Genomic DNA, 24,605 nt, shown 5'->3' with positions numbered 1-24,605 from the left:
AATGCGCGACCGCACCCGCAATGTAAATGAAAGAACGAAAGCGTGCAGCGTGCCGTTCTTTGACGTCAAGAACGCGCGGGCTTCGCTTACGCCGCCATCACGGTTCAGCGCACACGAAACTGCTGGCGAGATTCAGATTGCCCTTGCCCGCATAACGTGGAAACAGCGGGTAGCGGCACAACGGCCGGGAGCGCCCATTGGTGGCCGCCGCAATGTCGGTCGCGGTCAGCGTTTCGGGCGATACGCCACGCGTCACCCAGTTGTCGAGCGCGCCGAGCAGGTCCACCGACGGAATGAACACGCCGCTGCCGTGCTGGAAACCCGGCACCATATAAAGCCGCATGAACGCGTTGACCTGGTCGATGCCGAAGCGGTCGATCAGCGCTTCGTAGTAGGCGATCGTCTGGTTCGGGCTGATGACTTCGTCGGCGAGACCTTGAAGCGTGATGAGCTTGCCGCCGCGTGCGATGTAGCGCGTCAGATCGGTGTTCATCGCGCCGATCGTCTGCGACAGCGCGACCAGCTGGGCGCGATATTTGCCCGGACGTTGCGGGTCGAAGCTGAGCGAGTCGAAGCTCGCGTCGCGCGCGACGAAATAGCGGATGTAGCCGTCGCCCTGAGCGAACAGGTAGCCGTTGGCGAAGAAGGTCGGCACCGGCTGCCGGTCGGGTTGATGCCCGAGCCCGAGCGTGCCGGTCAGATGCGTGCCCTGAAAGATGTTGTAGCCGTGATAACCGCTGACGTCCCACGCCAGCCGGTATGGCAACGACAGACCGTCGCGCATCACGAGCAAGGTGGATAGCTGCGCAGCGGTGAGGCATTCATCGTGCGACGGCCTATGCCCGGCGCAACGCAATGAAGCGATGATTTCCGCTTCGTGCTGGCGGCATGCGGCGACGTCGCTGACGATGCCGTCCGCCGCGCCGTCGAGCCGGTCACAAACCGCCAGCGTGCGTTGATACACGCGTTCGAGCAACAACGGCGGGATATAGCCGCCGCGCGTGGCGTATTCGGCCTGGCCGAGTTTCACGCCGAGCAGGCGCACGCCGGAAAAATTGAGCGCGGGCGAATTGGCGATCACGCCGTCGTAGTCGTCCGGAAAGCGCTGCATCACCGTGTAGCCTTCGCGCCCGCCGGTCGAACCGCCGGCGAAGTACATCCGTTGTGGCGGCCGTCCGTAAGCGCGCGCGATGAGTGCAAGCGCCGCGTCATGCGTTTTCTTCAGATGTGCGTAGCCGAAATTCGTCACTGCCTCATCGACCAGCCCGAAGATCGCGAGCGACGAATCGCCCACGTGTCCCGAGTCGTCGCCGAAGGTCGCATAGCCTTGTGCGAGCGGCGCGCGATCTGGCGAAAACGGCATCACGCCAGTGCCGCTGACCACCACGCCGTTGTACCCGCCGCCGCCGATCTGCAGCGCGCGGCCATTCCAGCGGCGCGGCAGATTCAGGTCAAAACGGATATCGGGCGTGCTCGCGTTGAGCCCTTTGATGCGGCCTGTGATACGGCAATATTCGCCGCCTTGCTGATTGCCGGGCGCGGTCGCGCCCACCATCGCCGCGCTTTCGATCTGCACGCCGGCAGTGGGCATGGCGATGAGTTCCGGCGGCAACACGGCGCCGGCGAATTCCGCGCAACGCATCGCGAGCGGTGCGTCCTTGGGCGCGCCGAGCGCCTCGACGGCGCTCAGCCATAGCATCGCACTGACAGCCGTGACGACCGCGCGTGAAACTCGTGTGCGCATGCGGCGCGAACGCGCCGTCATCCGTAACCTGCCCCATTGGCCGCCGCGCGCGACTGCTGCCCTTTCCAGCCGTCCCAGCCGCGCGCGATCATCAGCACGGCGCCGATGGCGACCAGATCGCCGCCGAGTCCGATCAGCGTGCCGCGAAAACCGTGAAACGTATGCGGCGTCGCCGTATCGATGATCAAGGAGACCAGCGTGCCGGCGACGAAACACACGAGCCCGGTGCGGCCGACGGTCACCACCGCGGGCAGCCGCCTCGCGAGCCGCGCGATGCTGCCCATGCGCACGAACTGCGCCGCGAGCCAGGCAATGACGAGGAAGTTGATCACACGGTCCACGGAAAGGTTCTGTTTAAACGTGCCGGGCAGCGGTTGCGTCAGCACGAAGAGTTTGACTATAGCGAATGCCAGTACCGCGATCGCCGCGGCCCATGTCAGCCAGCGCGCGGTGCGGTTTGTGTGAAAGCGCTCGCTGACGGGTTGCACCCGGCACAGAATCCCGAGCACGAACATCAGTTGCCACGCAAACGGATTAAAAGCCCAGTCGGCCATGTCGTCAATGCTGAATAGCGCAGCCAGCGGCCGGGCGAGCGCCCAGATCGCCAGACTGAGCCCAAGCGCCAGCAGCGGCGAACGGCGCGCCAGCGGCACCGCGAACGGCACGCACAGCGCAAAGATCACGTACATGGGCAGCACACTCGACAGATACGGCTGACGCCGCAGCACGGCGATATCGAGTGCTTCGCGCAACGGCTGCGCCGCGAACGGCGTCCAACTGGTCAGATCGACCATTGGCGGGTTCAGATGCAGCGTCGCGAGAATGGCGCCGGACAATAGCGTCAATACGGCGGTCAGCAAATAGGCGCGGTAGATTTCCCAGCAGCGCCGGACGAAACGCAGGTTCGCCGCGCTCTCGCCGCGACCCGCGAGCACCCCGGTATAGGCGGCTGCGGACGCGTAGCCACCGATAAACACGAACACTTCAGCCGAATCGCACAATGCATAGGCATGCAGCATCAGATGCGACAGCACGCTGCCGGGCATGTGGTCCAGCACGATGACAATCAGCACGATACCGCGGAAAAAATCCACTTCGATCGAGCGTCCGCGGCGTGATTCCATTCAGGTTCTCGCAGATGGCGCGTCCGTCCAATGCGCCGTGAGAGGCGGTCATATACCGCTGTTTCTCATAGGAACATTAGAACGTTTCCGCCGATGCCGTGCATTATCCCGGCGCGCGCTGACAACCGCCCTTTAATCGCGCAGGCATTGGCAGCAATCTGAAATTTAGATGTCGGCGTGCGGTAATGCTGAATCATTCCGTATTCGCTTGCCGGAAAGTTTTGCGGCTTTGAATGGCGAATGAGCGATTCATACCGGTAATGACCGCGGAAAAAAAATAGATGAATGCCCTGCGCGATTTTTTTCGCTTTTTTTCGTCGTAGCATGGGTTCATGCACGCCTGTCGGACATCGCGCATTGCGAGCGGTGCCACCTCCCGACGGCAGCCACCCATGTGGACCGGATACGCCGCCAGCCCGATCTTCGATCGGCTGGATCGCTGAGCGTCCTTGCGGCGTCCTCTAGTTGCCATTGCTGACTTTGCCGTCGCGATGCGCTCCGGTCCTTCCGCTACTGCCCTGAACGGCGATGCTTCGCGCACCGCCGTTGCCCCTGGAAGACGACCACATGAACAACAGGATTGCCGGCTTCGACGGATTGCGCGCGATCGCGGTCCTGATGGTGTTTTTTCAGCACCGCCTGTTTGGCGACATCGGCGAGATCGGCCATCTGGGCGTATGGATTTTCTTCGCGCTGAGCGGCTTTCTGATTATCGGCATTCTGTCCGCGCAACGCACCCGCATTGAACGCAACGGCAGTCGCTTTGCCGCCGAACTGAAGCGTTTCCTGTTTCGCCGCACGCTGCGCATATTTCCGATTTACTACCTGATGCTCGTGGTGATGTGCATATTGATGACGCTCGGCATGGCGAGTCCTGAACTGGCTAGCGGCATGCCGTTTCATTTTGCTTATCTGACGAACTTCTGGATCGGTTCGGTGTTGCATTACTGGCCGGGGCGTTACTCGCATCTATGGAGCCTTGCGATCGAGGAGCAGTTTTATCTGGTGTTTGCGCCGTTGTTGTTGCTGATCGCCGCGCGGCGGCATTGGGCGGTGTGTGCGGCGGTCGTGGTGGTCGGACTCGCTTCATTGCTCGCGATGCGCGCGGCGCACTGGCAGGAGATCACTATCTACACGCATCCGTTGACCAATTTCTGGATGCTGGCGCTCGGGGGAATCTGCGGCTTGATGATCGCCGGAGACACACACCGCTTGCGGGCCGTGCTGGGACATGGCGTGACGTTAATTGCGCTTGCGGCATGCCTTGTCGGGTTTTGCGCGACCGAGCCCGTGTGGAGTGAGTTGACGAGTCCGCTTGGGTTGACTGTTGTTTCCGCGGCGTATGGTGCTTGCATCGCGGCGCTGGTGTGTTCGATCGCCTGCTGCCGGAGCGCTGTGATCATGGGTCTGCTCGAGACCCGTTGGCTGGTGAGTTTTGGGCGTATCAGTTACGGGTTTTATCTTTATCACAATCTCATTCCGGATTTGATGCGGAATCATCATGCGGCGGTTTTTTTCGGCGGCGCCGTGCCGGGGTGGGCGCATGTTGCAGGGATGGTGGCTTCGTTTCTGATTTCGTTAGCGATCGCCGTTTTGTCCTGGCGATTCATCGAAGAGCCTATCTTGAGGTTTAAGGGCCCCAAGGGGGCCGGTGCCGCTGCGCAAGCCGGGACCACTGCGCAGCGAGCCGGACGCGGGTTTGTGGCTCGGGGCGATGCTCCTTGATGCCTACGGCGTCGCCTTTCCTTGATTTGATCTTGATTTATTCGCGCCCGGCGGATCAATAAAGCAATTGCGTAATCTGCACAGCTTCGAGCTGATGATGATTCATAAGAAACGTGGACCAACCAACGGTGATCGGGATTGTGCGCAAAACACGCCGATCATGTCACGATCGGCGCCGTACACAGATCCGATCGCGATTGGCGCCGACGTGCCGATGCTCTGGGGCATCGATATGGTCTCCCGCTGCTAACCCCGATTACCGCAATTCACTCCAACATCAGATTCCGACTGCCGTCCTACGCCGCACCGTGATACCCGCTTACCTCTGAAGCCGGTCGAGCAGCTTGCTGACGCGGCGCTGCTGGCTGGCAACCAGATCGTGCGTTTCTTCCAGCGCACGAACGCGCTTTTCCCAATACTCACGGTCGAACCGGTTCAGAACACTATCCGCGTCCCCACGCGTCAAGTACTGGACCATGCTCTCGAGATGCTCCAACTGGCTGTCCGCCAAACTGGCCGGACGCAGCCCACCGCGCCGCGCGGTCGGCCGATTGATCGTGCCGCTCATTTTCTCGTGCCCCGTATATTGGCCAGACGGGCGATGCCTGACGCGCTCGCCCTTATGGCGCCGCGCATGGCAAAGCGGCGCTCTTTCCATCGCGCAGTTGCGCTTTCAAACGAGGCTACGGATACAATGATTCGCCGCGCCACTAGCGAAAACGATCTGCATCTTATTGTCGGACGATAACGCTGTTTTTTTGTCTGGCTTTACCATACGTCTCAGTTTCCGATGGCAGCGTGTTAAAAATTCGCTTGCCGGGACTGCTTTGCCCGAACCGTATCCCTCGCTCGCTGCAATTGGCTCATGAACCAGCGCTCACTGCCGTGTAGCCCGGTGGCCGACGCAACCGCCGCCGCAGCCGAACCGCGCTCAGTCATCACGACGAGCAGCTTCAGCACACGCGCGCTGGCGGCCGACGAGCAACTGCTCGCATGGCGCAAGCGCGTGGGCCACGTAGTCGACGTACGGCCGTCGAAACAGCAGATCGCCGAGGGGTTCCGCGGAGAGATCGATTTATATGCGGTTGGCGGAATGACGTTGACCGACTGCCGCAGCGAGAAACTGGTGCTCGAACGATCGGTGGCGCGCGTTTCCACCGACACGCGCCGCGACTACGCCTTTCAGCTGTTCGTGGAAGGCGAAATCGGCAACGTGACAGGCATGCGCAAGAAGCGCAGCGATCCCGGCTCGGTGCAGGGCATCGTCGCGTTCGATCTGAACCAGCCGTTTCGGGCCGAGCGGCCCGCCTGCCGTCTGCTGAGTCTGTTCTTGCCGGCGGCGATCGTGGACGAGGAACTGCGTGACGGCGCGTCGCTGCATGGCCGCATCCTCCCGCTGGGCTCGCCGCTGACCCACCTCGTCATGGCTCACATGGCGGCCATCGCCCGGGAAATGCCGACGCTCGACCCGCAGAGCGCGGCCGGCGCATTGAATGCCGGTGCCCAGCTTCTGATCAGGGCGTTTCGCAAGGAATCGCGTCTGACAGGCAGGGGCCGCGCCGCGCTGCAGGCCGCGGTGATGGGGCAGGTCCGGCGTTACGTCGAAGCCAATCTGCACCAGAGCGACCTCACGCCAACCCGTATCGTCGAGGCGCTGCAACTGAAGCGCGCCACGATCTACCGCTGGTTCGAGCACTACGGCGGGCTCGGCGCCTACATTCGCAATCGCCGGCTGCGGGAAGCGGCGGACGAACTGGTCCGTTTCCCGCATCTGCAGGTAACCGAAATCGCTTACGGGCTCGGCTTCCAAAGCGCGTCGGATTTCACGCGCGCGTTTCGCCGCGCGTTCGACATGAGCCCGCAGGACATGCGGGCGCGCGCATGGGATCTGAAGCATCGCAATGCGGCGTAGCGATTGAACCGACGCATTACGCCGGCGGCTGCGCAGCGTATGCGGGCCCCTCCGCCGGCGCCTGCTCGGGAAACCGGTTCAGCGCGACGAGCGTGAGCCCGGTCGCGGCCATCACGTACCACGCCGGGATCATCGGGTTGCCCGTCACGCTGATGAGCCATGTGACGAAGAACGGCGAAAACCCGCCGAACACGACAACGCCGACACCGTAGATCACGGCAAGGCCCGCCGCGCGCCGATGCGCGGGAAAGGCCTCCATCATCAGCACCAAAATCGCACCGTCGTTATTCACCGCGAGCGCCACGTACGCCGTGATGATGACGAGCGCGGCGAGATCGCTCACGCCGTGGGTCAACATCCAGAAAACCGGCCATGCCGCCGCCAGCGACGCCGCGAAAAGGAGGGACTGGAGCGTCTTGCGGCTCGCGAACCGGTCGGCTGCGCGCCCCATCAGCGGCGTCATCACGAAGATCGCGAGGCCCGAGAGACTGGCGGTCAGCAGACTGATCGCCGGCGGCCGATGCAGCGTTCGCACCAGGTAGGACGGCATGTAGAACACGGTGAGATAGATGGTTACCGAAGTCGCCGCCGTCATCGGAATGCCGCAGACAAGCGGCCGCGTGTACTCGACGAGCAGGCGCCTGGGATTCAGCCGCCCAATCGGCTGCCCCAGGGCCGCCGGCGCCGGCATATGGCGGCGCAGATACCAGCCGACCGGGCCGATCAGGCCACCCAGCACGAACGGAATGCGCCATCCCCAGCTCTGCATGGCCTCGGTAGAAAGCAGCGCGGTGGTGCTCGCGCCGACCAGCGCGGCGGCGAACGCGGCCGCGCCCTGGCTCGCGCCGCGCCAGCTCACCATGAAACAGCGGTGCCGGTACGCGACCGACTCCATCAGCGAGGCCGCCGCCGGACCGATCTCCCCGCCTGTCGCGAGCCCCTGCATCAGCCGCGCGAGCACCATCAGCACCGCCGCCGCCGGACCGATCGACGCATAGGTGGGCAGGCACGCGATCAGCCACGTGCCGAGCGTCATCAGCGTGAGCGAGACGGTCATCCCGGCCTTGCGGCCGCGGCTGTCGGCAATGTGGCCGATCAGGATCCCGCCGAGCGGGCGCATCACGAAACCCGAGCCGAAGGTGGCGAGCGACAGCAGCAGCGATGACACGGGGTTGCCGGACGGAAAGAACAGATTGCCGATCAGCACGGCCGAAAAGCTGTAAACCGTGAAGTCGTACGCAACGAAGCCGTTGCCGATCACGATCGCCACGATGAGGCGCCGGAGTTCGGCGCGGGACAGGTTGGCTGGCTTGGCTGCTGTTTTGTGCATGGGCGCGGTGGACGGGGTCGGCGTGGTGTTCCGGAAGGTCGGCGGCAAGAACGGTGCTCTTCCCGCTCTAACGGCCCGCAAAGGGACGACTTTACGTCACGCGCCGGTTCGTTGCATGGGTCTGGCCGCCACGAACTTCGTCGAACGCTCGTTGGACTGCGGCTCTGCGCGGATCCTCTACCAGTTAGTTCGGTAAAAACGCTTACTTCAATTGCAATGCGATTAAATGCATTTCAATGCGATTTTTTTACTTCTATGCTTTTTTCCAGACATCGCGGGTTTCGCCGTTTCGAACCGGACCCGCGCATCTCTCGAGGAACCGCACATGAACCCTGTCCTGCCCCTGGTCGCAGCGCTGCAAGCCGAACTCGCAGCGGACGCGGTGTTGACCGCCGAGTCCGATCTGGAAGGTTTCGCCGAGGATTGGCGCGGCCGGTACAAGGGCCCGGCCGCCTGCGTGGTGCTGCCGTCGAACACGGCGCAGGTGGCGGCGGTGGTGCGGCTGTGCGCGGCACATGGCGTGCCGGTGCTGCCGCAAGGCGGCAACACCAGCCTGTGCGGCGGCGCCGTGCCGGCTGCTCGGGGCGTGGCGCCGGTCATCGTCAATCTGGCGCGGATGCGGCGTATCCGCCATATCGACGCGGTCAACGACTCGATGGAAGTCGAAGCAGGCTGCGTGTTGAAGACCGTGCAGGACGCGGCCGCGGCTGAGCATCGCCTGTTCCCGGTGAGCCTCGGCGCGGAAGGCTCATGTCAGATCGGCGGCAATCTGTCGACGAATGCGGGCGGCACCGGCGTGCTCCGCTACGGCAATACACGCGACAACGTGCTCGGCCTCGAAGTCGTGCTCGCCGACGGCACCGTGTGGAACGGTCTGCGCGCGCTGCGCAAGGACAACACGGGGCTCGATCTGAAGCATCTGTTCATCGGCACGGAAGGCACGCTCGGCATCATCACGGCGGCCACGCTGAAGCTGCATCCGCTGCCGACACAGCACGCGCTCGCCTGGTTCGCACCGGCCGACCCCGCCGCCGCATTGCGTATTCTCGGCATGTTTCAGGCCTCCTGCGGCGCACGGCTGAACGCCTTCGAAATGATCAACCGCCGGCAACTCGAACTCGTCATCGAGCATGTGCCCGAGCGACGCAATCCGCTCGGCGAACCGCACGAATGGCACGTGCTGGTCGAACTCGCCGACACGCGCGACGGCGACGAGATGGCCGAACTGCTGCAGCACACGCTCGAACAGGCCGCTGAAGCCGGCCTCATCCTCGACGCGGTGCTGGCCAGCAACGATACGCAGCGCGCGGCCCTCTGGGAGGTTCGCCACAGCGTGTCGGAGGCGAACAAGAAGGCCGGCGTCGGCTTGACGACCGATTGCGCCGTGCCGGTATCGGCCGTGCCCGCCTTCATCGAACGGGCGACCCGCGCAGTCCATGCAATCGTGGCGGAGCTCGACATTCTGGTGGTCGCCCATCTCGGCGACGGCAACGCGCACTTCATCCCCTTCTTCACGTTCGACGCCTGGCGCGAACTCGCCGACCCCGCCGCGATCGCAGCCGCGCTGCGCCGAAGCGTGAACGACGTCGCGCACGAACTGCATGGCACGTTCAGCGCCGAGCACGGTGTCGGGCAAACCGGGCTGACGGAAATGGCGCATTACAAATCCGCCGCCGAACTTTCTTTGATGCGCGCCGTGAAGCAGGCGCTCGATCCGCATCATCTGTTCAACCCGGGACGTTTGCTGCCCTGACGCCCCACACGTTGCCTCCGATCACGCCGTTCACACGGTCTGAAGCTTCGCTTTCCTCTTCTCCTGGAGCCGTCATGAAAAAGCAGCCCGCACGCGATCAGATTCAACAACCCGGCCGCCGCACAGCCATCAAGACGGCACTGGCAGGCGCCGCAGCGGTGGCGTTTCCGTTCGTCTGGACGCCGTCGCGCGCGGCCGGCAAACGGATCGTCATCCGCGACGACGGCGGCATTTATACCAAGGCGTACGGCGCGGTGTTCTACCGGCCGTTCACGGAGAAGACCGGCATCGAAGTGGTCGGCGTGCAGGCCAACGCCGAGCCGACCGCGATGATCAAGAGCATGGTCGAGACCGGCAGCTACACATGGGACATGGCGAAGATCAGCCAGCCGGCCATTCTGCTGCTGACCGGCGGTGGCAAGGAGTACCTGGAGAAACACGGGCTCGAATCCGATCCGTCGATCTCGAAGATTCCCGCGCAATACATGTCGCCCTACGGCGTGGGCACCAACATCTACACCACGGTGCTCGCCTATCGAACCGACGCGTTCAAGGGCCGCAAAGCGCCGGCCTCGTGGGCGGACATGTGGAACGTAAAAGATTTCCCGGGCCGCCGCGGCCTGCGCAAGTATCCGTTCGACACGATGGAGCAGGCCTTGATGGCCGACGGCGTGCCAGCTTCGCAGGTCTATCCGTGCAACCTGGACCGCGGCTTCGCGAGCCTGAACAAGATTTCGAAGCACGTCGACGTGTGGTGGACCACTGGCGCGCAGGTCGAACAGATGCTGGGCTCGGGCGAAGTGGACATGATCAGCACGTGGATATCGCGCGCGCAAGCAGCGATCGCGACTGGCGCACCGGTGGGCATCGTCTGGGACCAGAACATCTGGGGCGTCGACAACTGGTCGATTCTCAAAGGCACGCCGAACGCGAACGCCTGCCGCGAATTCATCAAGTTTGCCGCCGATCCGAAACGCCAGGCCGCGCTCGCCGAATACTTTCCGGCCGGTGTCACACAGCCGGAAGCGTTCAACTTCATCAAGCCGGAAATCGCCAGAAACTGCCCGACGTTCCCGGCGAACATGAAAAACGGTCTGCATATCGACGCGAAGTTCTGGCAGGAAAATCAGAGCGTCGCGCTCGAGCGGTTCAACCGCTGGATCCTGACGTAAGCCCGTTTCATCAGCACGTTTCATCAGCACGCCTTGCCGATCCTGCCCACACTTTTCACGGATGCCGATGCCATGTCTGCTTCGAATCTTCAAATCGCGGGACTGTGCAAGCGCTACGGCGACTTCGTCGCGCTCGCGCCGACCAGCCTCGACGTCGCCGAAGGTGAATTCCTGACCTTGCTTGGACCGAGCGGCTCCGGCAAGACGACGCTGCTCAGCCTGATCGCCGGCCTCGCCCAGCCCGACGACGGCCAGATCCGCATCAATGGCGTCGACGTCACATATGGCGCACCTTACGAGCGGGACATCGGCATGGTGTTTCAGAACTACGCGCTGTTTCCGCACATGACGGTCGCGCAGAACATCGCGTTTCCGCTGCAGATGCGCAAGACCGACGCCAAAGCCGCGCACGACAAGGTGATGCAGGCGCTGGAGATGGTGCATCTGCCGCATGTGGCGGGACGTTATCCGCGCGAGTTGTCCGGCGGCCAGCAGCAGCGGATCGCGCTCGCCCGCTGCATGGTCTACCGCCCTTCGATCATTCTGATGGACGAACCGCTCGGCGCGCTCGACAAGAAATTGCGCGATCACATGCAGCTCGAAATCAAGCGGATCCATCGCGAACTCGGCACGACCATCGTCTACGTCACGCACGATCAGGAAGAGGCGATGACCATGTCGGACCGCATCTGCCTGATGAACGCCGGTTCGATTGCGCAACTCGGCACGCCGGCTGATTTGTACTTCCGGCCGAACAGCGTGTTCGTCGCGGATTTTCTCGGCGAATCAAATCTGCTCGACGCGGTCGTCACCGAGCGCGCCGGCGACCAGGTGCAAATCAGCGTGCAAGGCGTCGCGAAAGGCCGGGCGATGGCGTACGACCCCGTGATCGGCCACGGCAAGCCGGTCAAGCTGATGCTGCGTCCGCAAAACCTGCGGGTTCACGACGGCGCGAGCGCGGACCCGGCCAGCGGCGGCGCCTTGTCGGCGCGACTCACCGACATCATGGTCACCGGCAGCATGACGAAGCTCTACCTTCAGCCGCAGGCGGCCGATGCCGCGCCGCTGGTCGCCGCCTTCCCCACCCACCGCCTCGGCAGCCAGTACGAGGTCGGGCAGACGCTCGGGCTCTCATGGCTTGCCGCCGATGCCGTCGCGATCGCGGGGTAAGTCATGAATCATTCCGTTCTGAGCGCGCAGCGCACGCATCCCGCGCCGTCGCCGGCCCCGCGGCGCGCGGCGTGGCGCGCGTGGTTGAGCCCCGGCGCGAAAGGGGCGCCGCTCGTCATGCTGCTGCTCGTGATGCTGGTCTACCCGGTGGGCCAGCTCCTGCTGCTGAGCATTCACAACGGCAGCGGCTTCACGCTGCTCGAGTACAAGCGGCTGTTCGCGTCCTCAGTTTATGTGGACGTATTGCTGATCACACTGAAAGTGTCGCTGTGGACCACCTTCTTCTCCGTGCTGACCGGCTATCCGATCGCGTATCTGATTTCGTCGCTGACGCGCGAGCGCAAGAACCGGCTGCTGTTCTGGGTGCTGCTGTCGTTCTGGACCAGCTTTCTGGTGCGCACGTTCGCGTGGGTCGTGCTGCTCGGGCGCAACGGCGTCATCAATCAGATGCTGCTCAAGCTCGGCATCATCGACGAACCGTTGAGCCTGCTCTATCACTTCTCTAGTGTGATCGTCGGGATGGTGCACGCACTGATGCCGCTCGCGGTGCTGACCATGCTGTCGGTGATGGAGAACATCGACCGCCGTTTGCCCAGCGCCGCCGCCACGCTCGGCGCGCGTCCCGGCACGGTGTTCTGGAAGGTGTACTTTCCGCTGTCCTTGCCGGGCGTCGCGGCCGGCGCGTTGATGGTGTTCGTCACGTCGATCGGCTTTTTCATCACACCGACGCTGCTAGGCGGCCGTCATCAAACGATGATCACGCAACTGATCATCGATCAGGTGATGCAGGCACTGAACTGGGGTTTCGCGGGCGCGATCTCGGTGCTGTTGCTAGCTGTCGTGCTGATCGTGTTCCTGGTCTACGACCGCATGGTGGGACTCTCGACGATGGCCGGCGACAGCAGCGCGGCAAGCGCCTCGCGAGCCGGCGGCGGCTGGAGCCGCAAGCTCGGCGACGCGATCCTCACCGTGCTCGGCAACGCGACGGATGCGCTGATCGGCGTGCTGCCGAGGCGCCGCAAGCGGGCCATGTCCGGCAGCGGCGAAAGCCTGAGCTTACGCGTGATCGTGTTTCTGCTGCTGGTGTTCCTGAGCGCGCCGGCCTTCCTGATGATTCCGCTTTCCTTCGACTCGGGCTCCGGGCTCACCTGGCCGCCGCATGGCTTTTCGCTGCAGTGGTACCGGCAGATCGCCGACTCGCCGCTGTGGATGCAGGCGATCACGCGCTCGATGCTGGTCGGTTTCGGCACCGGCGTGCTGTCGATGCTGATCGCCACACCTGCCGCCTTCCTGCTGGTACGCGGCGGCATGCGCGGCAAGGCGGCCATGCTCGCGTTCGTGCTCTCGCCGATCGTGGTGCCGCGCATGATCATCGCGGTCGGCATCTTCTACTTCTTCGCGAAGATCGGCCTGGTGGGTTCGTCGTTTGGCCTGGTGCTCGCTCATACCACCGTGGCCGTGCCCTACGTGGTGATCACGATGATGGCCGTGCTGCGCAACTACGACACGCGCCTCGACCTCGCCGCGCAAAGCATGGGCGCACGCCCGTGGGCCACACTGCGCCGCGTCACCTTTCCGATTCTCGGCGCGGGTCTGATGTCGTCGTTCCTGTTCGCCTTCGCCACTTCGTTCGATGAGCTGACTATCGCGCTGTTTAGCTCGGGTGGCATGAGCACGACCTTGCCCAAGCAGTTCTGGGACGAAATCACCATGCAGATCTCGCCGGTCATCGCGGCCGTATCGACCTGCCTGTTCGCCTTCATCGCCGTTCTTATCTGGGTAGCGGACCGCCTGCGCCGGCGCAGCCTCGCTTCCTGAACTCACCTCATCTACCGGGACTTCTTATGCTTTCAGCACAACAACTGCGCGGTGTCCTGCCGGCCATTCCCACCCCGGTCAACGCCGACGACACCATCAACGCCGACGCCGCACGCACGCTGATGCGCTACCTGCTCAAACAGGGCGTGGACGGCGTCGTGCCGCTCGGCGGCACCGGCGAATATGGCGCGCTGGCGCGTGCCGAGCGCATCCGCATGGCCGAAATCACGGTCAAGGAAGCCGCGGCGGCAAGCATTCCGGTCATCGCGGGCGTGCTCGATCCCGGCTATCACGACGCGTTGCAGGCCGGCAAGGAGTTCGCCGCGGCGGGCGCGGACGGCTTGCTGGTTCTGACGCCCTATTACACGAATCCGACCCAGGCCGGCATTCGCGATTACTTTATGCGCTACGCCGATGAATCGCCGCTGCCGATTCTGGTCTATGAGATCCCGTATCGCACGCGCATCGCGATCGCCCCCGAAGTGCTGCACGACCTGTCGAAGCACGAGCGCATCGTCGGCATGAAGGCGTGCAACACCGACATGTGGCACTTCCTGCGCACCGTGGCGGGCGTCGACGAATCGTTTGCCGTATTGAGCGGCGAAGACACGCTGTTTCCGCTGCATGTCGCGGCCGGCGCCCGCGGCGGCATTGTCGTCACGGCCAGCCTGTTGCCGAGCGCGTGGCGCGAGATCTATCGGCTCGCCTCCGAGGGCAAGACCCAGCAGGCGCTGGCGCTGCACCGTTCACTGATTCCGTTGATGAACATGGCCTTCGCCGAAACCAATCCGGGGCCGATGAAGTCGGTGATGGATCTGATCGGCGTCCATGCGCCCGATATGCTCGCGCCGCTGGTGCAGGCGGCGCCCGAATTGTCGGCAAGCCTGCGCGTCGAACTCGACAAGCAGCTCGACGTGTTCGAGCGCCGTCTTTGATCGGCCGGCGCGGCCGGCGCGGCCGGCGCGATCCGTGCGATCCGTGCGATCCGTGCTATCAGCGCTGATAGCCTGTGAGCCGCGACTTCGAGATCGAAGTCGCGGCGACCTGCACGTGCTGCGCCAGTTCGGCTTCCACCCTTTCGCGCGACCAGCGCGAGGTCGGCACCGAGATGTTGATCGCGGCCACGCCCATGCCGCCGTGATCCGTGACCGGCGCCGCAACCGAAATGTCGCCGAGCACGGTTTCGTTTTCGATCACAGCGTAGCCGCGCCGCGCGACTTTGCGCACACGCTCCAGCAGCTTGTCGGGATTGGTTTCGGTGTAGTGCGTGAGCGGATCGAGGCGGGTTTGCGCAAGGATTTCGCGCACGCGCTCGTCGGACAGGCGCGACAGAATCGCAATGCCGGCGGCGGTGAACATGGCCGGCAAACGGGCGCCGACCACGATGTCGATGTTCACCAGATGCTGACCGGGAAAGCGCGCGACGAACACGATTTCATGGCCGTCGAGTTCCAGCAGATTGGTGGTTTCGCCGAGCCGCCGGCTGATGTCGAGCAGATACGGCGACGCCTTGTCGATGAGTTCGTTGGCGCGCACGTAGTTGTACGAAAACTGCAGCACCTTGGTGGTCAGTCCGTAGTTGCGCGTATCGGGCACGCGGTACAGATAGCCGAGCACCTCGAGCGTATGGACCACGCGTTGAGTGGCGCTGCGGTCGAGACCTGACACGCGGGCGATATCGACGAGCGTCATGTGCCGGTTCGGACCGTCGAACGCATGCAGCACCTGAAAGGCTTTCTCGGTCGAGCCGACGAAAAGCGACGAGCGCGAACTGGCCGGCTCGCGGGGTTCACGGGATCTGCCGGAGGCGCGTTCTGACATGGCGGTGAATGGCCTCAAAGAGATTGCATGACGGTTATCTCGATTGTAATGCAATCGAATTGCTCAACTGAAGTACTAACCGAGGCGCGCGAGACGCCGGGAGTGTTCATGTTTTCATGCGTCGCCGATTACCGGTTAGCCGCCCGCAGGCGCCTGCCCCGTCTCGCCTTCGACTATCTCGACGGCGGCGCCGAGGACGGCGACGCGTTACGGCGCAATGGCGAAGCGTATCGGCATTGGCTCTTCAAGCCGCGCGTGTTGACCGACGTCTCGCGCTGTTCGAGCGCGACGCAATTCTTCGGACACGCCGCAGCCGCGCCGTTGATCGTCGGGCCGACCGGCCTGAACGGTCTGTTCTGGCCGCGCGCCGATGAATTGCTCGCGCAGGCCGCGAGCGCGGCGGGCTTGCCGTTTGTGTTGTCGACTGCGTCGACGTCTTTGCTGGAGGATGTGCGCGCGGCCGCGCCGCGGGGCGACCTGTGGATGCAGTTGTATGTTCAGCAAGATCGCGGCATTGCGGAAGATCTGATGCGCCGCGCGCGCGCCGCCGGTTACTCGACGCTCGTTCTCACCGTCGACGTGCCCGTGCACGGCAAGCGCGATCACGACACACGCAACGGCTTCCGCATGCCGTTGCGACTCTCGCCGAAGCTGATCGCCGATTGCCTGACGCATCCGTCGTGGTGCTGGCACATGCTGCGGCACGGCTCGCCGGCGCTAAAAAACATCGCGAAGAGTGTCGGCGAGCGCAACGACCTGGCCCGTCACGCCGCGATGCTGAGCCGCCAGATGGATTTGACGCTGTCGTGGACGGATCTTGCGTGGCTGCGGCGGCATTGGGATGGCAAGCTGATCGTCAAAGGCGTCCAGGGCGTCGACGATGCGTTGCTGGCGCTGCGTCACGGCACCGACGGCATCGTCCTGTCCAATCACGGCGGGCGGCAATTGGGCAGCACGTTTGCGCCGCTCGAAATACTGCCGCAGGTCGCCGAGGCGGTCGGCGGCCGGCTCGATGTCTTTATCGACGGCGGCGTGCGGCGCGGCAGCGATGCGTTGAAAGCGGCCGCGCTAGGCGCACGCGGCGTTCTGCTGGGGCGCGCCCCTTTGTATGGACTCGCCGCGCGAGGCGCCGACGGCGTCAGCGAGGTGCTGACGCTCATGATGAGCGAGATGCTGATTTCGATGCAGCTGCTGGGATGCGAAAGGATCGCGGACCTCAACCCGGCATTCGTCGAGCTCACGCCGGCCGCGGACGCTCCCCGCGGTTGAGCGGGAAAAAGCCGGCCGCTACGAATCGGCACGGTGAGAGTCCCGTTCCGCGGGTGCTGAAAGCGGGTTCGCGCAGAACTTAAACGAACGAAGCGATCGCGCTATTTCATCGTTCGAGTGAAGTCGTGACCGTGGGTCAACTCAAGCGGCTGCTAGTGGAAATCCCGTATCGGGCATGGACCTCCGTGAAAGCCAAGGGAAGGATTCGCTCACCTAGAATCGCTCCGTCAAAGCAGACCGACAGGCGGCATTCCGCCGCCAGAAACAATAAGGGAGACTATCGATGACCCACGGCTTTCGCACGCTGCGCCATATCGCCATCGCTTCCAGCCTGCTTTTCGGCCTTGCCTCGCAGCAGGCGACGGCGGCGGACAGCGGCAAGATCACCATCATGGTGGGCGGCATCACGAAGCTGATCTACCTGCCGGCACGCCTGACCGAACAGCTCGGCTATTTCAAGGACGAAGGGCTCGACGTCGAACTGCTGTCGCAACCGGCCGGCGTCGACGCGGAAAACGAACTGCTGGCCGGCGCTGTCCAGGCGGTGGTCGGCTTCTACGACCATACGATCGACCTGCAAACCAAAGGCAAGGACGTCAAGGCGATTGTGGTGTTCGGGCAGGTGCCGGGCGAGGTGGAGCTGGTATCGACCAAAGCCGCCGACACAGTCAAATCGATGGCCGACGTGAAGGGCAAGACGCTTGGCGTGACGGGCCTCGGCTCGTCGACCAGCTTCCTCACGCAATACCTCGCTGGCCAGCACGGCATCCAGTCGACGGAATACACAATGCTGCCCGTGGGTGCCGACGCCAGCTTTATCGCGGCAATCAAGCAGGGCCGGATCGACGCGGGCATGACGACCGAACCTACGGTTTCGGCGTTGCAGAAGTCCGGCGACGCCAAGGTGCTGGTCGATATGCGCTCGGTCGAGGGCACGAAGGCAGCACTGGGCGGCACCTACCCGGCGTCGAGCCTCTATGTGCAGGCGGCATGGGCCGAGACGCACAAGGCTGAAGCAGCGAAGCTCGCGCACGCGTTCGTTCGCACGATGCAGTTCATCCACACGCACAGCGCGGAAGAAATCGCCGCGAAGATGCCCGACGACTATCAGAAGGACAAGCCGCTCTACGTGAGCGCGCTGAAGGCTTCGCTGCCGATGTACACCGCGGACGGCAAGATGCCGGCTGACGGCCCGGCCACCGTGCTCAAGGTCTTGTCGGCGTTCAATCCGTCGGTCAAGGGCAAGCGTGTCGAGCTGGGGAAAACCTATACCAACGAGTTTGTCAGCGCGAAATAAACCGGCGCTTACCGACCGTTGTTGCGTGTCGCGTGCCGCCTGACCCCGATGCCATGCCGGTACCGCCTTCGTACCGGCAACTTCGTGGTAGTCGGCAATGCATTCCAGTGTGTGCGTGAAGCCGTCCGCGTGTTCGCCCGGGATGTGGACGTCGAGCCCATGAGCCTCGGCGCCACGGGTTGCCCGTGCGTCGCGCAAGTGAGGAAACGCGATGAAGCTGCTGCTGGTGGAAGACAACGCTGAACTCGCACACTGGATTGTCAACTTGCTGCGCAATCAGAACTTCACGATTGATTGCGTCCCCGACGGTGAACGCGCGGATGTGGTGCTCACGGCTCAACGCTACGACGCGGTGCTGCTTGACATCCGCCTGCCCCGCATGGACGGAAAGGAAGTGCTGGCGCGGTTACGCCGTCGCGGCGACAAGGTGCCCGTATTGATGCTGACGGCATATGGCTCGACAGACGACAAGCTCGATTGCTTCAGTGCGGGTGCTGACGACTATGTCGTCAAGCCATTCGATGCACGTGAACTGGTAGCGCGTATCGAGACGCTGATTCGCCGGCAATCGGGCGGCATGCCGGACGTCCTCGTTTGCGGCGACCTGCAGTACCTGGCCGGCACGCGCGTATTCCTCCTTGACAACACGCCACTGGTGTTACGACGCCGCGAGCACACCATTCTCGAGGCGCTGATGACAAGACAGGGGAAGACGGTTTCGAAGGCGGCCTTGATGGAGAGCATGTCCGGTTTCGGCGACGAGCTGAGCGCGGACGCCATTGACCTCTATATCCACCGTTTGCGCAGGCACCTCAGCACGTCGAGCGCGCAGATCATGACATTGCGTGGTCTTGGCTACATCCTGCGCAGCAAGGATACGTTCTAGCAGAAACATGTCCAATCCCGTACATCAGTGATTTCACCTAGTTGTACAGGTGAACCGCGATGGCTTTACCAACCAGTCGTTCTCGGTAGGCGGCAACTACACGTTCGGTATCGCTGCGGCGCGCCTGCCTATTGCGCCCCGGCGCCCCGGCGCCGCGCCCCCTCAAGCTGGCCCGCAAAGAGCGTCAGCGCACACTTTGCGAAGGCACAAATCCGGCGAATATGAGAAATTGCTATTTCCGACACGAGTCGGCGAGCGACCGGACCAGGTGCTCGCCCATCCGGCATGAAAACGCACCTTCGCATCGCTCTAGTCATGCTCACTGCACTGCGCGCGACCCTCTGGTCGGTGGTGGCGCACGCCCATCCACTTGATAGCGAGTTCGACTGCAGATCGAATCCTCACACATTCATCATGTCGCTGGAGAACGGGCAATTCATCGATTCGAATCCGATGCGTGTCGAGAATAATTCGGTCAATGCGTTTCGGCCGGCTCACGGCAGCGATCTGACGGTGTTCGGCTTTCGAGTCTATGCCGTCATCGGTTTCGAGCGGGACGACACGATCTTCAAGAAAGGAAGCGGCGCTGCGATTGCAGCGCCGCTTTATGGCGCCGTGGTGTCGGGGCCGGTCGAGACAGTGGAAACACGCGTGCGCCAGGCCGGCAGCGACGCGATTGTGCACCAGGTCATTCCCATGTTACTCACGGCAATCGTCTGCAACGAGCATCAGATCGGGCAATCGACGCATGAGACGCATGAGACGCGTTAGGCGCGTTAGGCGCGTTGACGCCGCACGAGCGTGCTCGACGCAACGCAACCGCTGCGTGCGCATCCATCATGCCTGCGTCGTCATCAGGTTGGCCGCGCACTAGCAGCCAGCGTCCGTCGGCTTGCTTGCGCAGAATCGTCACAGCCGTCGCTGAATACTTGCCCGTGCTCGATGCGAATGTCGACGGCCGTGAGTGCCGCGCCCCGACAAGGGCCGTCGATGCACAGGCCGTCCTCGAAGCGAAACATCGCGCTGTGATGCGCGCACATCAGCAATTCGGCGTCATAGGCCCAGAACGTGTTCGGCTCGTAGTTCAGCGGAATCGAAAAGTGCGGGCACACGTTGCGGTAGGCCCACGCCAGATCGCCGCGGCGCAACACGATGACACCTGGCGCGCCGGATTGCTCAGCGGCAATCTCGAGCGCGCCGCCGTCAGGAATGTCGTCGAGCGAACACAGGAAATCCGCTCGAGGTTCGGGACTCGCCGCGTTCATGACCCGGTTCCTCAAGCGCGCCGTGAAGACAGCACAAAGTCGCGCTTCACTTCGAAGAACGGGCTCGGCAAGTCCCACTCCTTTGCCGCCGCCGCGCTGCTGTTCGGCACATAGTCGATCACGAGCGACGGCTTTGCGCCGAACACCGCATCGGATTCGACATACGGGTCGCCGGCGGAATACAGCGCAGTGGTCAGCGTTTCGTAGCCGGACGCCTCGATCAGGAAGTGAACGTGCGCGGGCCGCATCGGATGACGGCCGGTCGCCATCAGCATTTTTCCGACCGGACCGTCGCTCGGAATCGGATAGCTGGTCGGTTTGATGGTTCTGAACGCGTATTCGCCGTTCGGCCGTGAGCGGAATTTACCGCGCAGATTGCTCTCGGGCTGATCGGGGTCCTGGCCTTCGTACATGCCGTTGTTCGCCGTTTCCCATACCTCGATCAGCGCGCCGGCCACCGGCGCGCCGCGCTCGTCGACGAGGCGGCCGTGGAACAGCGCCGGTTCGCCTTCGGTGCGCGCGATGTTGGCGCCGAATGCTTCATTCCTGGCGCCCTCGCGATAGAACGGGCCGAGCAGGCTGCTCTCGGTGGTATCGCCCTCGCTCCCGTGATTGATCGCATCGACCATGATCGACAGGCCGAGCGTGTCCGACAGCAGGATGAACTCCTGGCGGATGCCGCTGCACTTGTCGCCGGTGGCGGTGAGAAATTCGATGCCGCGGCGCCATTCGTCGCCGGTCAGTTCTACTTCGCGGGCAAACGCGTGCAGGTGTTCGACCAGCGCGGTCATGATCTGCTTCAGACGCGGATCGGTGCAACCGGCAAACGTCTTGAGCACGTTCTGCGTCAACGGATGGATGGTTTCGTCATTCATGATCGACCTCATGTGCTTCATGCGCGGTGGGGAGCCGGCTGCGCGTCGACGGAATCGGCCGAAGCGCCGTGATGCGAAATCTGCTGCGATGAACCGGCATCGACAAACACGACGCGCCGTTGCGCCGGGAACAATTGCAGGCCATAGCGGCGCGATACGAAGCCCCACAGGCCCTGCGGAAAAAACAGGGTCACGACGATCGCCAGCACGCCGAGTCCGATCAGATACCCGGTGCCGAAGTCGGACAGGAACCGGTTCAGCACGAAGAAAATCAGCGCGCCGACGATCGGTCCTTCCAGCGTACCGAGACCGCCGATCATCACGATAAAAATACCGAACGCGGTCCAGTTCACCGAAAACGCGGCATCGGGCGAAATGCGCAGGTTGCCGACGAAATACAGGCCGCCGGCTAGTGCCGTACCGCACGCGGACACCAGATACACGATCAGCCGCGCGCGCTTCACGTCGACGCCCTGACTGCTGGCTGCCACTGCATTGTCGCGCATCGCGGTCAATGCGAGGCCGGCTTTCGAGCGCAGGAACAGATACAGCAACCCGAGCGCCGCCGCGACGATGGCCAGCGCGAGCCAAAGCGTCAGCGATTCGCGCAGCGCGCGCGGCACGCCCTGCAGCGCGGTCAGGCTCGTGCCGGAGCCGCCGCCGAGCACCGACAGGTTCGCCACCGTCAGCCGGAACACCTCCGCGATCACCCATGTGCCGATCGCGAAGTAGCCGCCTTCCAGCCGGAACGCCACCAGCGATACGGGAATCGCCACGATCGTCGCAATCAGCGCCGCGACCGGTACGGCGACGAACGGCGAGATGCCGCAATAGTTCGCGAGGATTAGCATGCCGTAGCCGCCGATTCCGAAGAACGCCTGCTGCCCGATCGACACCATCCCGCCATAACCCGCCAGCAGGTTCCACATCAGCGCGAACACCAGATACGACGCGAGCTGCACGAAATCGCGCATCGCGTCGCGCCCGGCCCACCACGGCGCGCTCGCCACCGCCAGCGCGACGAGCACGAGCACGATCGCCGCCACCCGGCTCGCGCGGGTCGCGCGCCGCACTTCGAAACCCGCTGCGGGCATGTTCAATTGCATGGTCATGTCGAACCTCTATGCGGTTTTGGGCAGCAAGCCCTGCGGCCGCGCCACCAGCACGCCGAGAAACACCACGTGGCCGAGCCAGATGCCCCAGCCGGGATCGAAATAAAAGCCCACCTGCTGCGCGATGCCGAGCGCGATGCCGCCGATGCAGGTGCCCCAGAACGAGCCCATCCCGCCGATGATCACCGCTTCGAACGCGTACAGCAGCAACGCCGGGCCGTCGGTCGGCGAGACTGCGGTGCGCATCGAATAGAGCGCGGCGGCGAGCGCGATCAGCACGAAGGCGATGCCCATCGCCAGCGCATAGGTGCGGCGATACGAAACGCCCATCAGTTGCACGATCTCGCGGTCGTCCGAGGTGGCGCGAAATGCTCGGCCGAGCGGCGTGCGGCCGAACAGCCACTGCATCGCGAAGGCGAGCGCAACCGTCGCCGCCAGCGTGATGAGCGGCAGATAGCCGAGCGTAATGCCACCAGCGCCCCCCGCGAGCGCGATGCTCTTCGACTCGAAGCTGCCTGTTGCGACCGAACGCGGATCGGCGGAGAACACCTGCTGCAGCACGTTCTGGATCACGATCGACAAACCGAACGTGACGATCAGCGAAGGCAGCGGATCGCGGCTGCTGACCCGGTTGAGGATCGCGTACTGCACCGCATAACCCGCGCCAAACGCGATCACGAGCAGCAGCACGAGTGCCGCGGCAAGCGGCAGATGGGCGAAGCTCGTCAACGCGAACAGCACGAACACCAGCAGCACGATGAAATCGCCGTGCGCGGTGTTGGTCAACCGCATCACACCGAACACCAGCGACTGCCCCATCGCGAAAAGCCCGTACAGCGCGCCGAGCAGCACGCCTTGCACGACGATATTGAAGAAGGTAGTCATGCCACCGCTCCAAAGTACGCTTGCGTGATCGCCTCGTCCGACACCTCGGCCGATATGCCCGCCAGCGACACACGTCCTTCCTGGAAGCAATAGAAACGCGACGACACGCGGCGCGCCAGTTGCACGTCCTGCTCGACGACGATCGCGCTCATGCCACCCGCGACGATCGCGGGCAACGCCGCATAGATCTCGCGCACGATCACCGGCGCGAGGCCGAGCGAGAGTTCGTCGCACATCAGCAGATCGGGATTGCTCATCAGCGCGCGGCCAATCGCGACCATCTGCTGCTGGCCGCCCGACAACGCGGAGGCTGCGTGATGACGGCGCTCCTGCAACACGGGGAACAGCGCGTAGACGCTTTGCAGGTTCCAGCGCCCCGGCCGTTTGCAGAACGCGCCGAGCAGAAGGTTTTCTTCGACGCTCAAGCTCGCGAACAGGCGCCGTCCTTCCGGCACCAGCGCAATGCCCTTGCCGACGATGCCCGCCGCAGCCGCGCCGCCGATCGGCTCGCCGCGATACAGGATCTGCCCGGCGGCACGCGGGCGCAGCAGACCCGCCACCGATTTCAGGAAGGTCGATTTGCCCGCGCCGTTCGAGCCGATCAGCGCGATCACCTCGCCCGGCGCGACCGTCACGTCGATGCCGAACAGCGCCTGGAAGTCGCCGTAAAACGCGCTCAGCGCGCGAGTCTCCAGTAATGCCGACATGGTCATGCCTCCAGTCCGAGATACACGCGCCGCACTTCGGGGTTGTCCATCACGGCGGCGGGCGCGCCTTCGGCCAACCGTTTGCCGAAGTTGATGACGAGCAGCCGGTCGGCCACCGCGAGCAGCGCATGCACGACGTGCTCGATCCACACGATCGTCACGCCGCGCTCCTTGACGCGGCGAATCTCGTCGACGAGTTCGTGCGTTTCGGGTTCAGTCAGGCCGCCGGCGATCTCGTCGAGCAGCAGCAGCTGCGGCTGGGTCGCGAGCGCGCGGGCCAGTTCGAGGCGCTTGCGGTCCAGCAGCCCGAGCGTGCCGGCCAACTGGTTGGCACGGGCTTTGAGGCCCGTGCGTTCGAGCACGTCGATGCAAACGCCGTAGGCGGCGTGCTCGGCCAGTTCACCGCCGAAGGTCGCGCCGACCAGCAGGTTCTCGAACACCGTCATGCCGCCGAACGGCCGCGGTACCTGATACGAGCGGCCGATTCCGGCGGCGCAACGCCGATGCGGCGGTAAGTGGTTCACATCCGCGCCGTCGAATTCGACGCTGCCCTGATCGGGCCGCACGTCGCCGCTGACGAGATTGAACAGCGTGGTCTTGCCGGCGCCGTTCGGGCCGAGGATGCCGTAGGTTTCGCCGCGTTCGACGGCGAAGCTGATGTCGTCGGTCACCTGTAGCGCGCCGTAGCGCTTCGATACGCCGGTCAGTCTGAGAACTGGGTTCATCGTCCCTCTCCGCTA

General features: G+C 63.8%; 23 protein-coding genes. 11 read left to right on the top strand and 12 right to left on the bottom strand.

Going from position 1 to position 24,605, the window contains the following annotated elements:
- Positions 1–97: 97 nt before the first annotated feature.
- The 3 genes from AC07WT_RS25930 to AC07WT_RS25920 form a co-directional block, all read right to left on the bottom strand.
- Positions 98–1,744 carry a tannase/feruloyl esterase family alpha/beta hydrolase gene (locus AC07WT_RS25930; RefSeq protein ID WP_494949137.1) on the bottom strand — a complete coding sequence of 549 codons (1,647 nt, stop codon included), beginning with the start codon at positions 1,742–1,744 and terminating at the stop codon, positions 98–100.
- A 17-nt stretch (positions 1,745–1,761) separates the two neighbouring features.
- On the bottom strand, positions 1,762–2,868 hold the full coding sequence (locus tag AC07WT_RS25925) for an OpgC domain-containing protein (protein ID WP_494949136.1): 1,107 nt from the start codon (positions 2,866–2,868) through the stop codon (positions 1,762–1,764).
- A gap of 65 nt (positions 2,869–2,933) precedes the next feature.
- The gene (locus AC07WT_RS25920) at positions 2,934–3,194 is read right to left on the bottom strand and encodes a hypothetical protein (protein WP_494949135.1); all 261 of its coding nucleotides are present in this window, start codon (positions 3,192–3,194) and stop codon (positions 2,934–2,936) included.
- Positions 3,195–3,435: 241 nt separating this feature from the next.
- On the opposite strand from AC07WT_RS25920, the gene AC07WT_RS25915 reads away from it, so the two are divergent.
- Entirely contained in the window at positions 3,436–4,593 is a 1,158-nt protein-coding gene (locus tag AC07WT_RS25915; RefSeq protein WP_494949134.1) for an acyltransferase family protein, read from the top strand.
- Between the two features lie 319 nt (positions 4,594–4,912).
- On the opposite strand, the gene AC07WT_RS25910 is transcribed toward AC07WT_RS25915, so the two are convergent.
- On the bottom strand, positions 4,913–5,161 hold the full coding sequence (locus tag AC07WT_RS25910; protein WP_494949133.1) for a hypothetical protein: 249 nt from the start codon (positions 5,159–5,161) through the stop codon (positions 4,913–4,915).
- Between the two features lie 297 nt (positions 5,162–5,458).
- Between AC07WT_RS25910 and AC07WT_RS25905 the strand changes: the two genes are divergently transcribed.
- A complete protein-coding gene (locus AC07WT_RS25905) occupies positions 5,459–6,505 on the top strand; it encodes an AraC family transcriptional regulator (RefSeq protein WP_494949132.1) in 1,047 nt (348 codons plus the stop codon).
- A 16-nt stretch (positions 6,506–6,521) separates the two neighbouring features.
- Here the strand turns inward: AC07WT_RS25905 and AC07WT_RS25900 are convergent, their stop codons facing one another.
- Positions 6,522–7,835 carry an MFS transporter gene (locus tag AC07WT_RS25900; protein ID WP_494949131.1) on the bottom strand — a complete coding sequence of 438 codons (1,314 nt, stop codon included), beginning with the start codon at positions 7,833–7,835 and terminating at the stop codon, positions 6,522–6,524.
- A gap of 325 nt (positions 7,836–8,160) precedes the next feature.
- On the opposite strand from AC07WT_RS25900, the gene AC07WT_RS25895 reads away from it, so the two are divergent.
- The 5 genes from AC07WT_RS25895 to dapA all read left to right on the top strand — a co-directional run bounded on the left by AC07WT_RS25895 (position 8,161) and on the right by dapA (position 14,683).
- Complete coding sequence (locus AC07WT_RS25895; protein WP_494949130.1) at positions 8,161–9,588, top strand: FAD-binding oxidoreductase; 1,428 nt, start codon at positions 8,161–8,163, stop codon at positions 9,586–9,588.
- A gap of 74 nt (positions 9,589–9,662) precedes the next feature.
- Entirely contained in the window at positions 9,663–10,760 is a 1,098-nt protein-coding gene (locus AC07WT_RS25890) for an ABC transporter substrate-binding protein (RefSeq protein ID WP_494949129.1), read from the top strand.
- 72 nt (positions 10,761–10,832) lie between these two features.
- Positions 10,833–11,930, top strand: a complete 1,098-nt coding sequence (locus AC07WT_RS25885; RefSeq protein ID WP_494949128.1) for an ABC transporter ATP-binding protein — start codon at positions 10,833–10,835, stop codon at positions 11,928–11,930.
- A gap of 117 nt (positions 11,931–12,047) precedes the next feature.
- Positions 12,048–13,748: an ABC transporter permease subunit gene (locus AC07WT_RS25880; protein WP_494951044.1), complete on the top strand. Its 1,701-nt coding sequence runs from the start codon at positions 12,048–12,050 to the stop codon at positions 13,746–13,748.
- 26 nt (positions 13,749–13,774) lie between these two features.
- Positions 13,775–14,683, top strand: coding sequence for a 4-hydroxy-tetrahydrodipicolinate synthase (gene dapA, locus AC07WT_RS25875; protein ID WP_492593019.1), 909 nt, complete (start codon positions 13,775–13,777; stop codon positions 14,681–14,683).
- Positions 14,684–14,741: 58 nt separating this feature from the next.
- Here dapA and AC07WT_RS25870 read toward each other — a convergent pair whose 3' ends face one another.
- A complete protein-coding gene (locus tag AC07WT_RS25870) occupies positions 14,742–15,569 on the bottom strand; it encodes an IclR family transcriptional regulator (RefSeq protein ID WP_492593018.1) in 828 nt (275 codons plus the stop codon).
- A gap of 108 nt (positions 15,570–15,677) precedes the next feature.
- Here AC07WT_RS25870 and AC07WT_RS25865 point away from each other — a divergent pair, with 108 nt between their 5' ends.
- The 4 genes from AC07WT_RS25865 (at position 15,678) to AC07WT_RS25850 (ending at position 19,792) form a co-directional block, all read left to right on the top strand.
- Complete coding sequence (locus tag AC07WT_RS25865; RefSeq protein WP_494949127.1) at positions 15,678–16,838, top strand: alpha-hydroxy acid oxidase; 1,161 nt, start codon at positions 15,678–15,680, stop codon at positions 16,836–16,838.
- Between the two features lie 283 nt (positions 16,839–17,121).
- Positions 17,122–18,135 (top strand): ABC transporter substrate-binding protein, encoded by a 1,014-nt coding sequence (locus AC07WT_RS25860; protein ID WP_494949126.1) that lies wholly within the window; start codon positions 17,122–17,124, stop codon positions 18,133–18,135.
- A gap of 211 nt (positions 18,136–18,346) precedes the next feature.
- The gene (locus AC07WT_RS25855) at positions 18,347–19,021 is read left to right on the top strand and encodes a response regulator (RefSeq protein ID WP_494949125.1); all 675 of its coding nucleotides are present in this window, start codon (positions 18,347–18,349) and stop codon (positions 19,019–19,021) included.
- 315 nt (positions 19,022–19,336) lie between these two features.
- Positions 19,337–19,792 (top strand): hypothetical protein, encoded by a 456-nt coding sequence (locus AC07WT_RS25850; RefSeq protein WP_494949124.1) that lies wholly within the window; start codon positions 19,337–19,339, stop codon positions 19,790–19,792.
- A gap of 83 nt (positions 19,793–19,875) precedes the next feature.
- Here the strand turns inward: AC07WT_RS25850 and AC07WT_RS25845 are convergent, their stop codons facing one another.
- From AC07WT_RS25845 to AC07WT_RS25820, 6 genes are read right to left on the bottom strand one after another with little or no spacing between them, the layout of a single operon-like run.
- Positions 19,876–20,286, bottom strand: coding sequence for a Rieske (2Fe-2S) protein (locus tag AC07WT_RS25845; RefSeq protein WP_494949123.1), 411 nt, complete (start codon positions 20,284–20,286; stop codon positions 19,876–19,878).
- Between the two features lie 11 nt (positions 20,287–20,297).
- Positions 20,298–21,161, bottom strand: coding sequence for an intradiol ring-cleavage dioxygenase (locus AC07WT_RS25840; protein WP_494949122.1), 864 nt, complete (start codon positions 21,159–21,161; stop codon positions 20,298–20,300).
- Between the two features lie 17 nt (positions 21,162–21,178).
- Positions 21,179–22,273: a branched-chain amino acid ABC transporter permease gene (locus tag AC07WT_RS25835; RefSeq protein WP_494949121.1), complete on the bottom strand. Its 1,095-nt coding sequence runs from the start codon at positions 22,271–22,273 to the stop codon at positions 21,179–21,181.
- A gap of 9 nt (positions 22,274–22,282) precedes the next feature.
- Entirely contained in the window at positions 22,283–23,158 is an 876-nt protein-coding gene (locus tag AC07WT_RS25830; RefSeq protein WP_494949120.1) for a branched-chain amino acid ABC transporter permease, read from the bottom strand.
- Positions 23,155–23,865: an ABC transporter ATP-binding protein gene (locus AC07WT_RS25825; RefSeq protein ID WP_492593009.1), complete on the bottom strand. Its 711-nt coding sequence runs from the start codon at positions 23,863–23,865 to the stop codon at positions 23,155–23,157. Before AC07WT_RS25825 ends, AC07WT_RS25830 begins: the two co-directional genes overlap by 4 nt.
- 2 nt (positions 23,866–23,867) lie before the next feature.
- Positions 23,868–24,590: an ABC transporter ATP-binding protein gene (locus tag AC07WT_RS25820; RefSeq protein WP_494949119.1), complete on the bottom strand. Its 723-nt coding sequence runs from the start codon at positions 24,588–24,590 to the stop codon at positions 23,868–23,870.
- Positions 24,591–24,605: the final 15 nt, after the last annotated feature.

Source organism: Paraburkholderia sp. GW821-FHT02A12, from assembly GCF_059422005.1.
This window is presented reverse-complemented; position numbering and strand designations above follow the sequence as displayed.

Bases quoted from the DNA above. Each gene is read 5' to 3' on its own strand.
- AC07WT_RS25930 (WP_494949137.1), bottom strand. From the start codon at position 1,744: ATGCGCACACGAGTTTCACGCGCGGTCGTCACGGCTGTCAGTGCGATG.
- AC07WT_RS25925 (WP_494949136.1), bottom strand. From the start codon at position 2,868: ATGGAATCACGCCGCGGACGCTCGATCGAAGTGGATTTTTTCCGCGGT.
- AC07WT_RS25920 (WP_494949135.1), bottom strand. From the start codon at position 3,194: ATGCTACGACGAAAAAAAGCGAAAAAAATCGCGCAGGGCATTCATCTA.
- AC07WT_RS25915 (WP_494949134.1), top strand. From the start codon at position 3,436: ATGAACAACAGGATTGCCGGCTTCGACGGATTGCGCGCGATCGCGGTC.
- AC07WT_RS25910 (WP_494949133.1), bottom strand. From the start codon at position 5,161: ATGAGCGGCACGATCAATCGGCCGACCGCGCGGCGCGGTGGGCTGCGT.
- AC07WT_RS25905 (WP_494949132.1), top strand. From the start codon at position 5,459: ATGAACCAGCGCTCACTGCCGTGTAGCCCGGTGGCCGACGCAACCGCC.
- AC07WT_RS25900 (WP_494949131.1), bottom strand. From the start codon at position 7,835: ATGCACAAAACAGCAGCCAAGCCAGCCAACCTGTCCCGCGCCGAACTC.
- AC07WT_RS25895 (WP_494949130.1), top strand. From the start codon at position 8,161: ATGAACCCTGTCCTGCCCCTGGTCGCAGCGCTGCAAGCCGAACTCGCA.
- AC07WT_RS25890 (WP_494949129.1), top strand. From the start codon at position 9,663: ATGAAAAAGCAGCCCGCACGCGATCAGATTCAACAACCCGGCCGCCGC.
- AC07WT_RS25885 (WP_494949128.1), top strand. From the start codon at position 10,833: ATGTCTGCTTCGAATCTTCAAATCGCGGGACTGTGCAAGCGCTACGGC.
- AC07WT_RS25880 (WP_494951044.1), top strand. From the start codon at position 12,048: ATGCTGCTGCTCGTGATGCTGGTCTACCCGGTGGGCCAGCTCCTGCTG.
- dapA (WP_492593019.1), top strand. From the start codon at position 13,775: ATGCTTTCAGCACAACAACTGCGCGGTGTCCTGCCGGCCATTCCCACC.
- AC07WT_RS25870 (WP_492593018.1), bottom strand. From the start codon at position 15,569: ATGTCAGAACGCGCCTCCGGCAGATCCCGTGAACCCCGCGAGCCGGCC.
- AC07WT_RS25865 (WP_494949127.1), top strand. From the start codon at position 15,678: ATGTTTTCATGCGTCGCCGATTACCGGTTAGCCGCCCGCAGGCGCCTG.
- AC07WT_RS25860 (WP_494949126.1), top strand. From the start codon at position 17,122: ATGACCCACGGCTTTCGCACGCTGCGCCATATCGCCATCGCTTCCAGC.
- AC07WT_RS25855 (WP_494949125.1), top strand. From the start codon at position 18,347: ATGAAGCTGCTGCTGGTGGAAGACAACGCTGAACTCGCACACTGGATT.
- AC07WT_RS25850 (WP_494949124.1), top strand. From the start codon at position 19,337: ATGCTCACTGCACTGCGCGCGACCCTCTGGTCGGTGGTGGCGCACGCC.
- AC07WT_RS25845 (WP_494949123.1), bottom strand. From the start codon at position 20,286: ATGAACGCGGCGAGTCCCGAACCTCGAGCGGATTTCCTGTGTTCGCTC.
- AC07WT_RS25840 (WP_494949122.1), bottom strand. From the start codon at position 21,161: ATGAATGACGAAACCATCCATCCGTTGACGCAGAACGTGCTCAAGACG.
- AC07WT_RS25835 (WP_494949121.1), bottom strand. From the start codon at position 22,273: ATGACCATGCAATTGAACATGCCCGCAGCGGGTTTCGAAGTGCGGCGC.
- AC07WT_RS25830 (WP_494949120.1), bottom strand. From the start codon at position 23,158: ATGACTACCTTCTTCAATATCGTCGTGCAAGGCGTGCTGCTCGGCGCG.
- AC07WT_RS25825 (WP_492593009.1), bottom strand. From the start codon at position 23,865: ATGTCGGCATTACTGGAGACTCGCGCGCTGAGCGCGTTTTACGGCGAC.
- AC07WT_RS25820 (WP_494949119.1), bottom strand. From the start codon at position 24,590: ATGAACCCAGTTCTCAGACTGACCGGCGTATCGAAGCGCTACGGCGCG.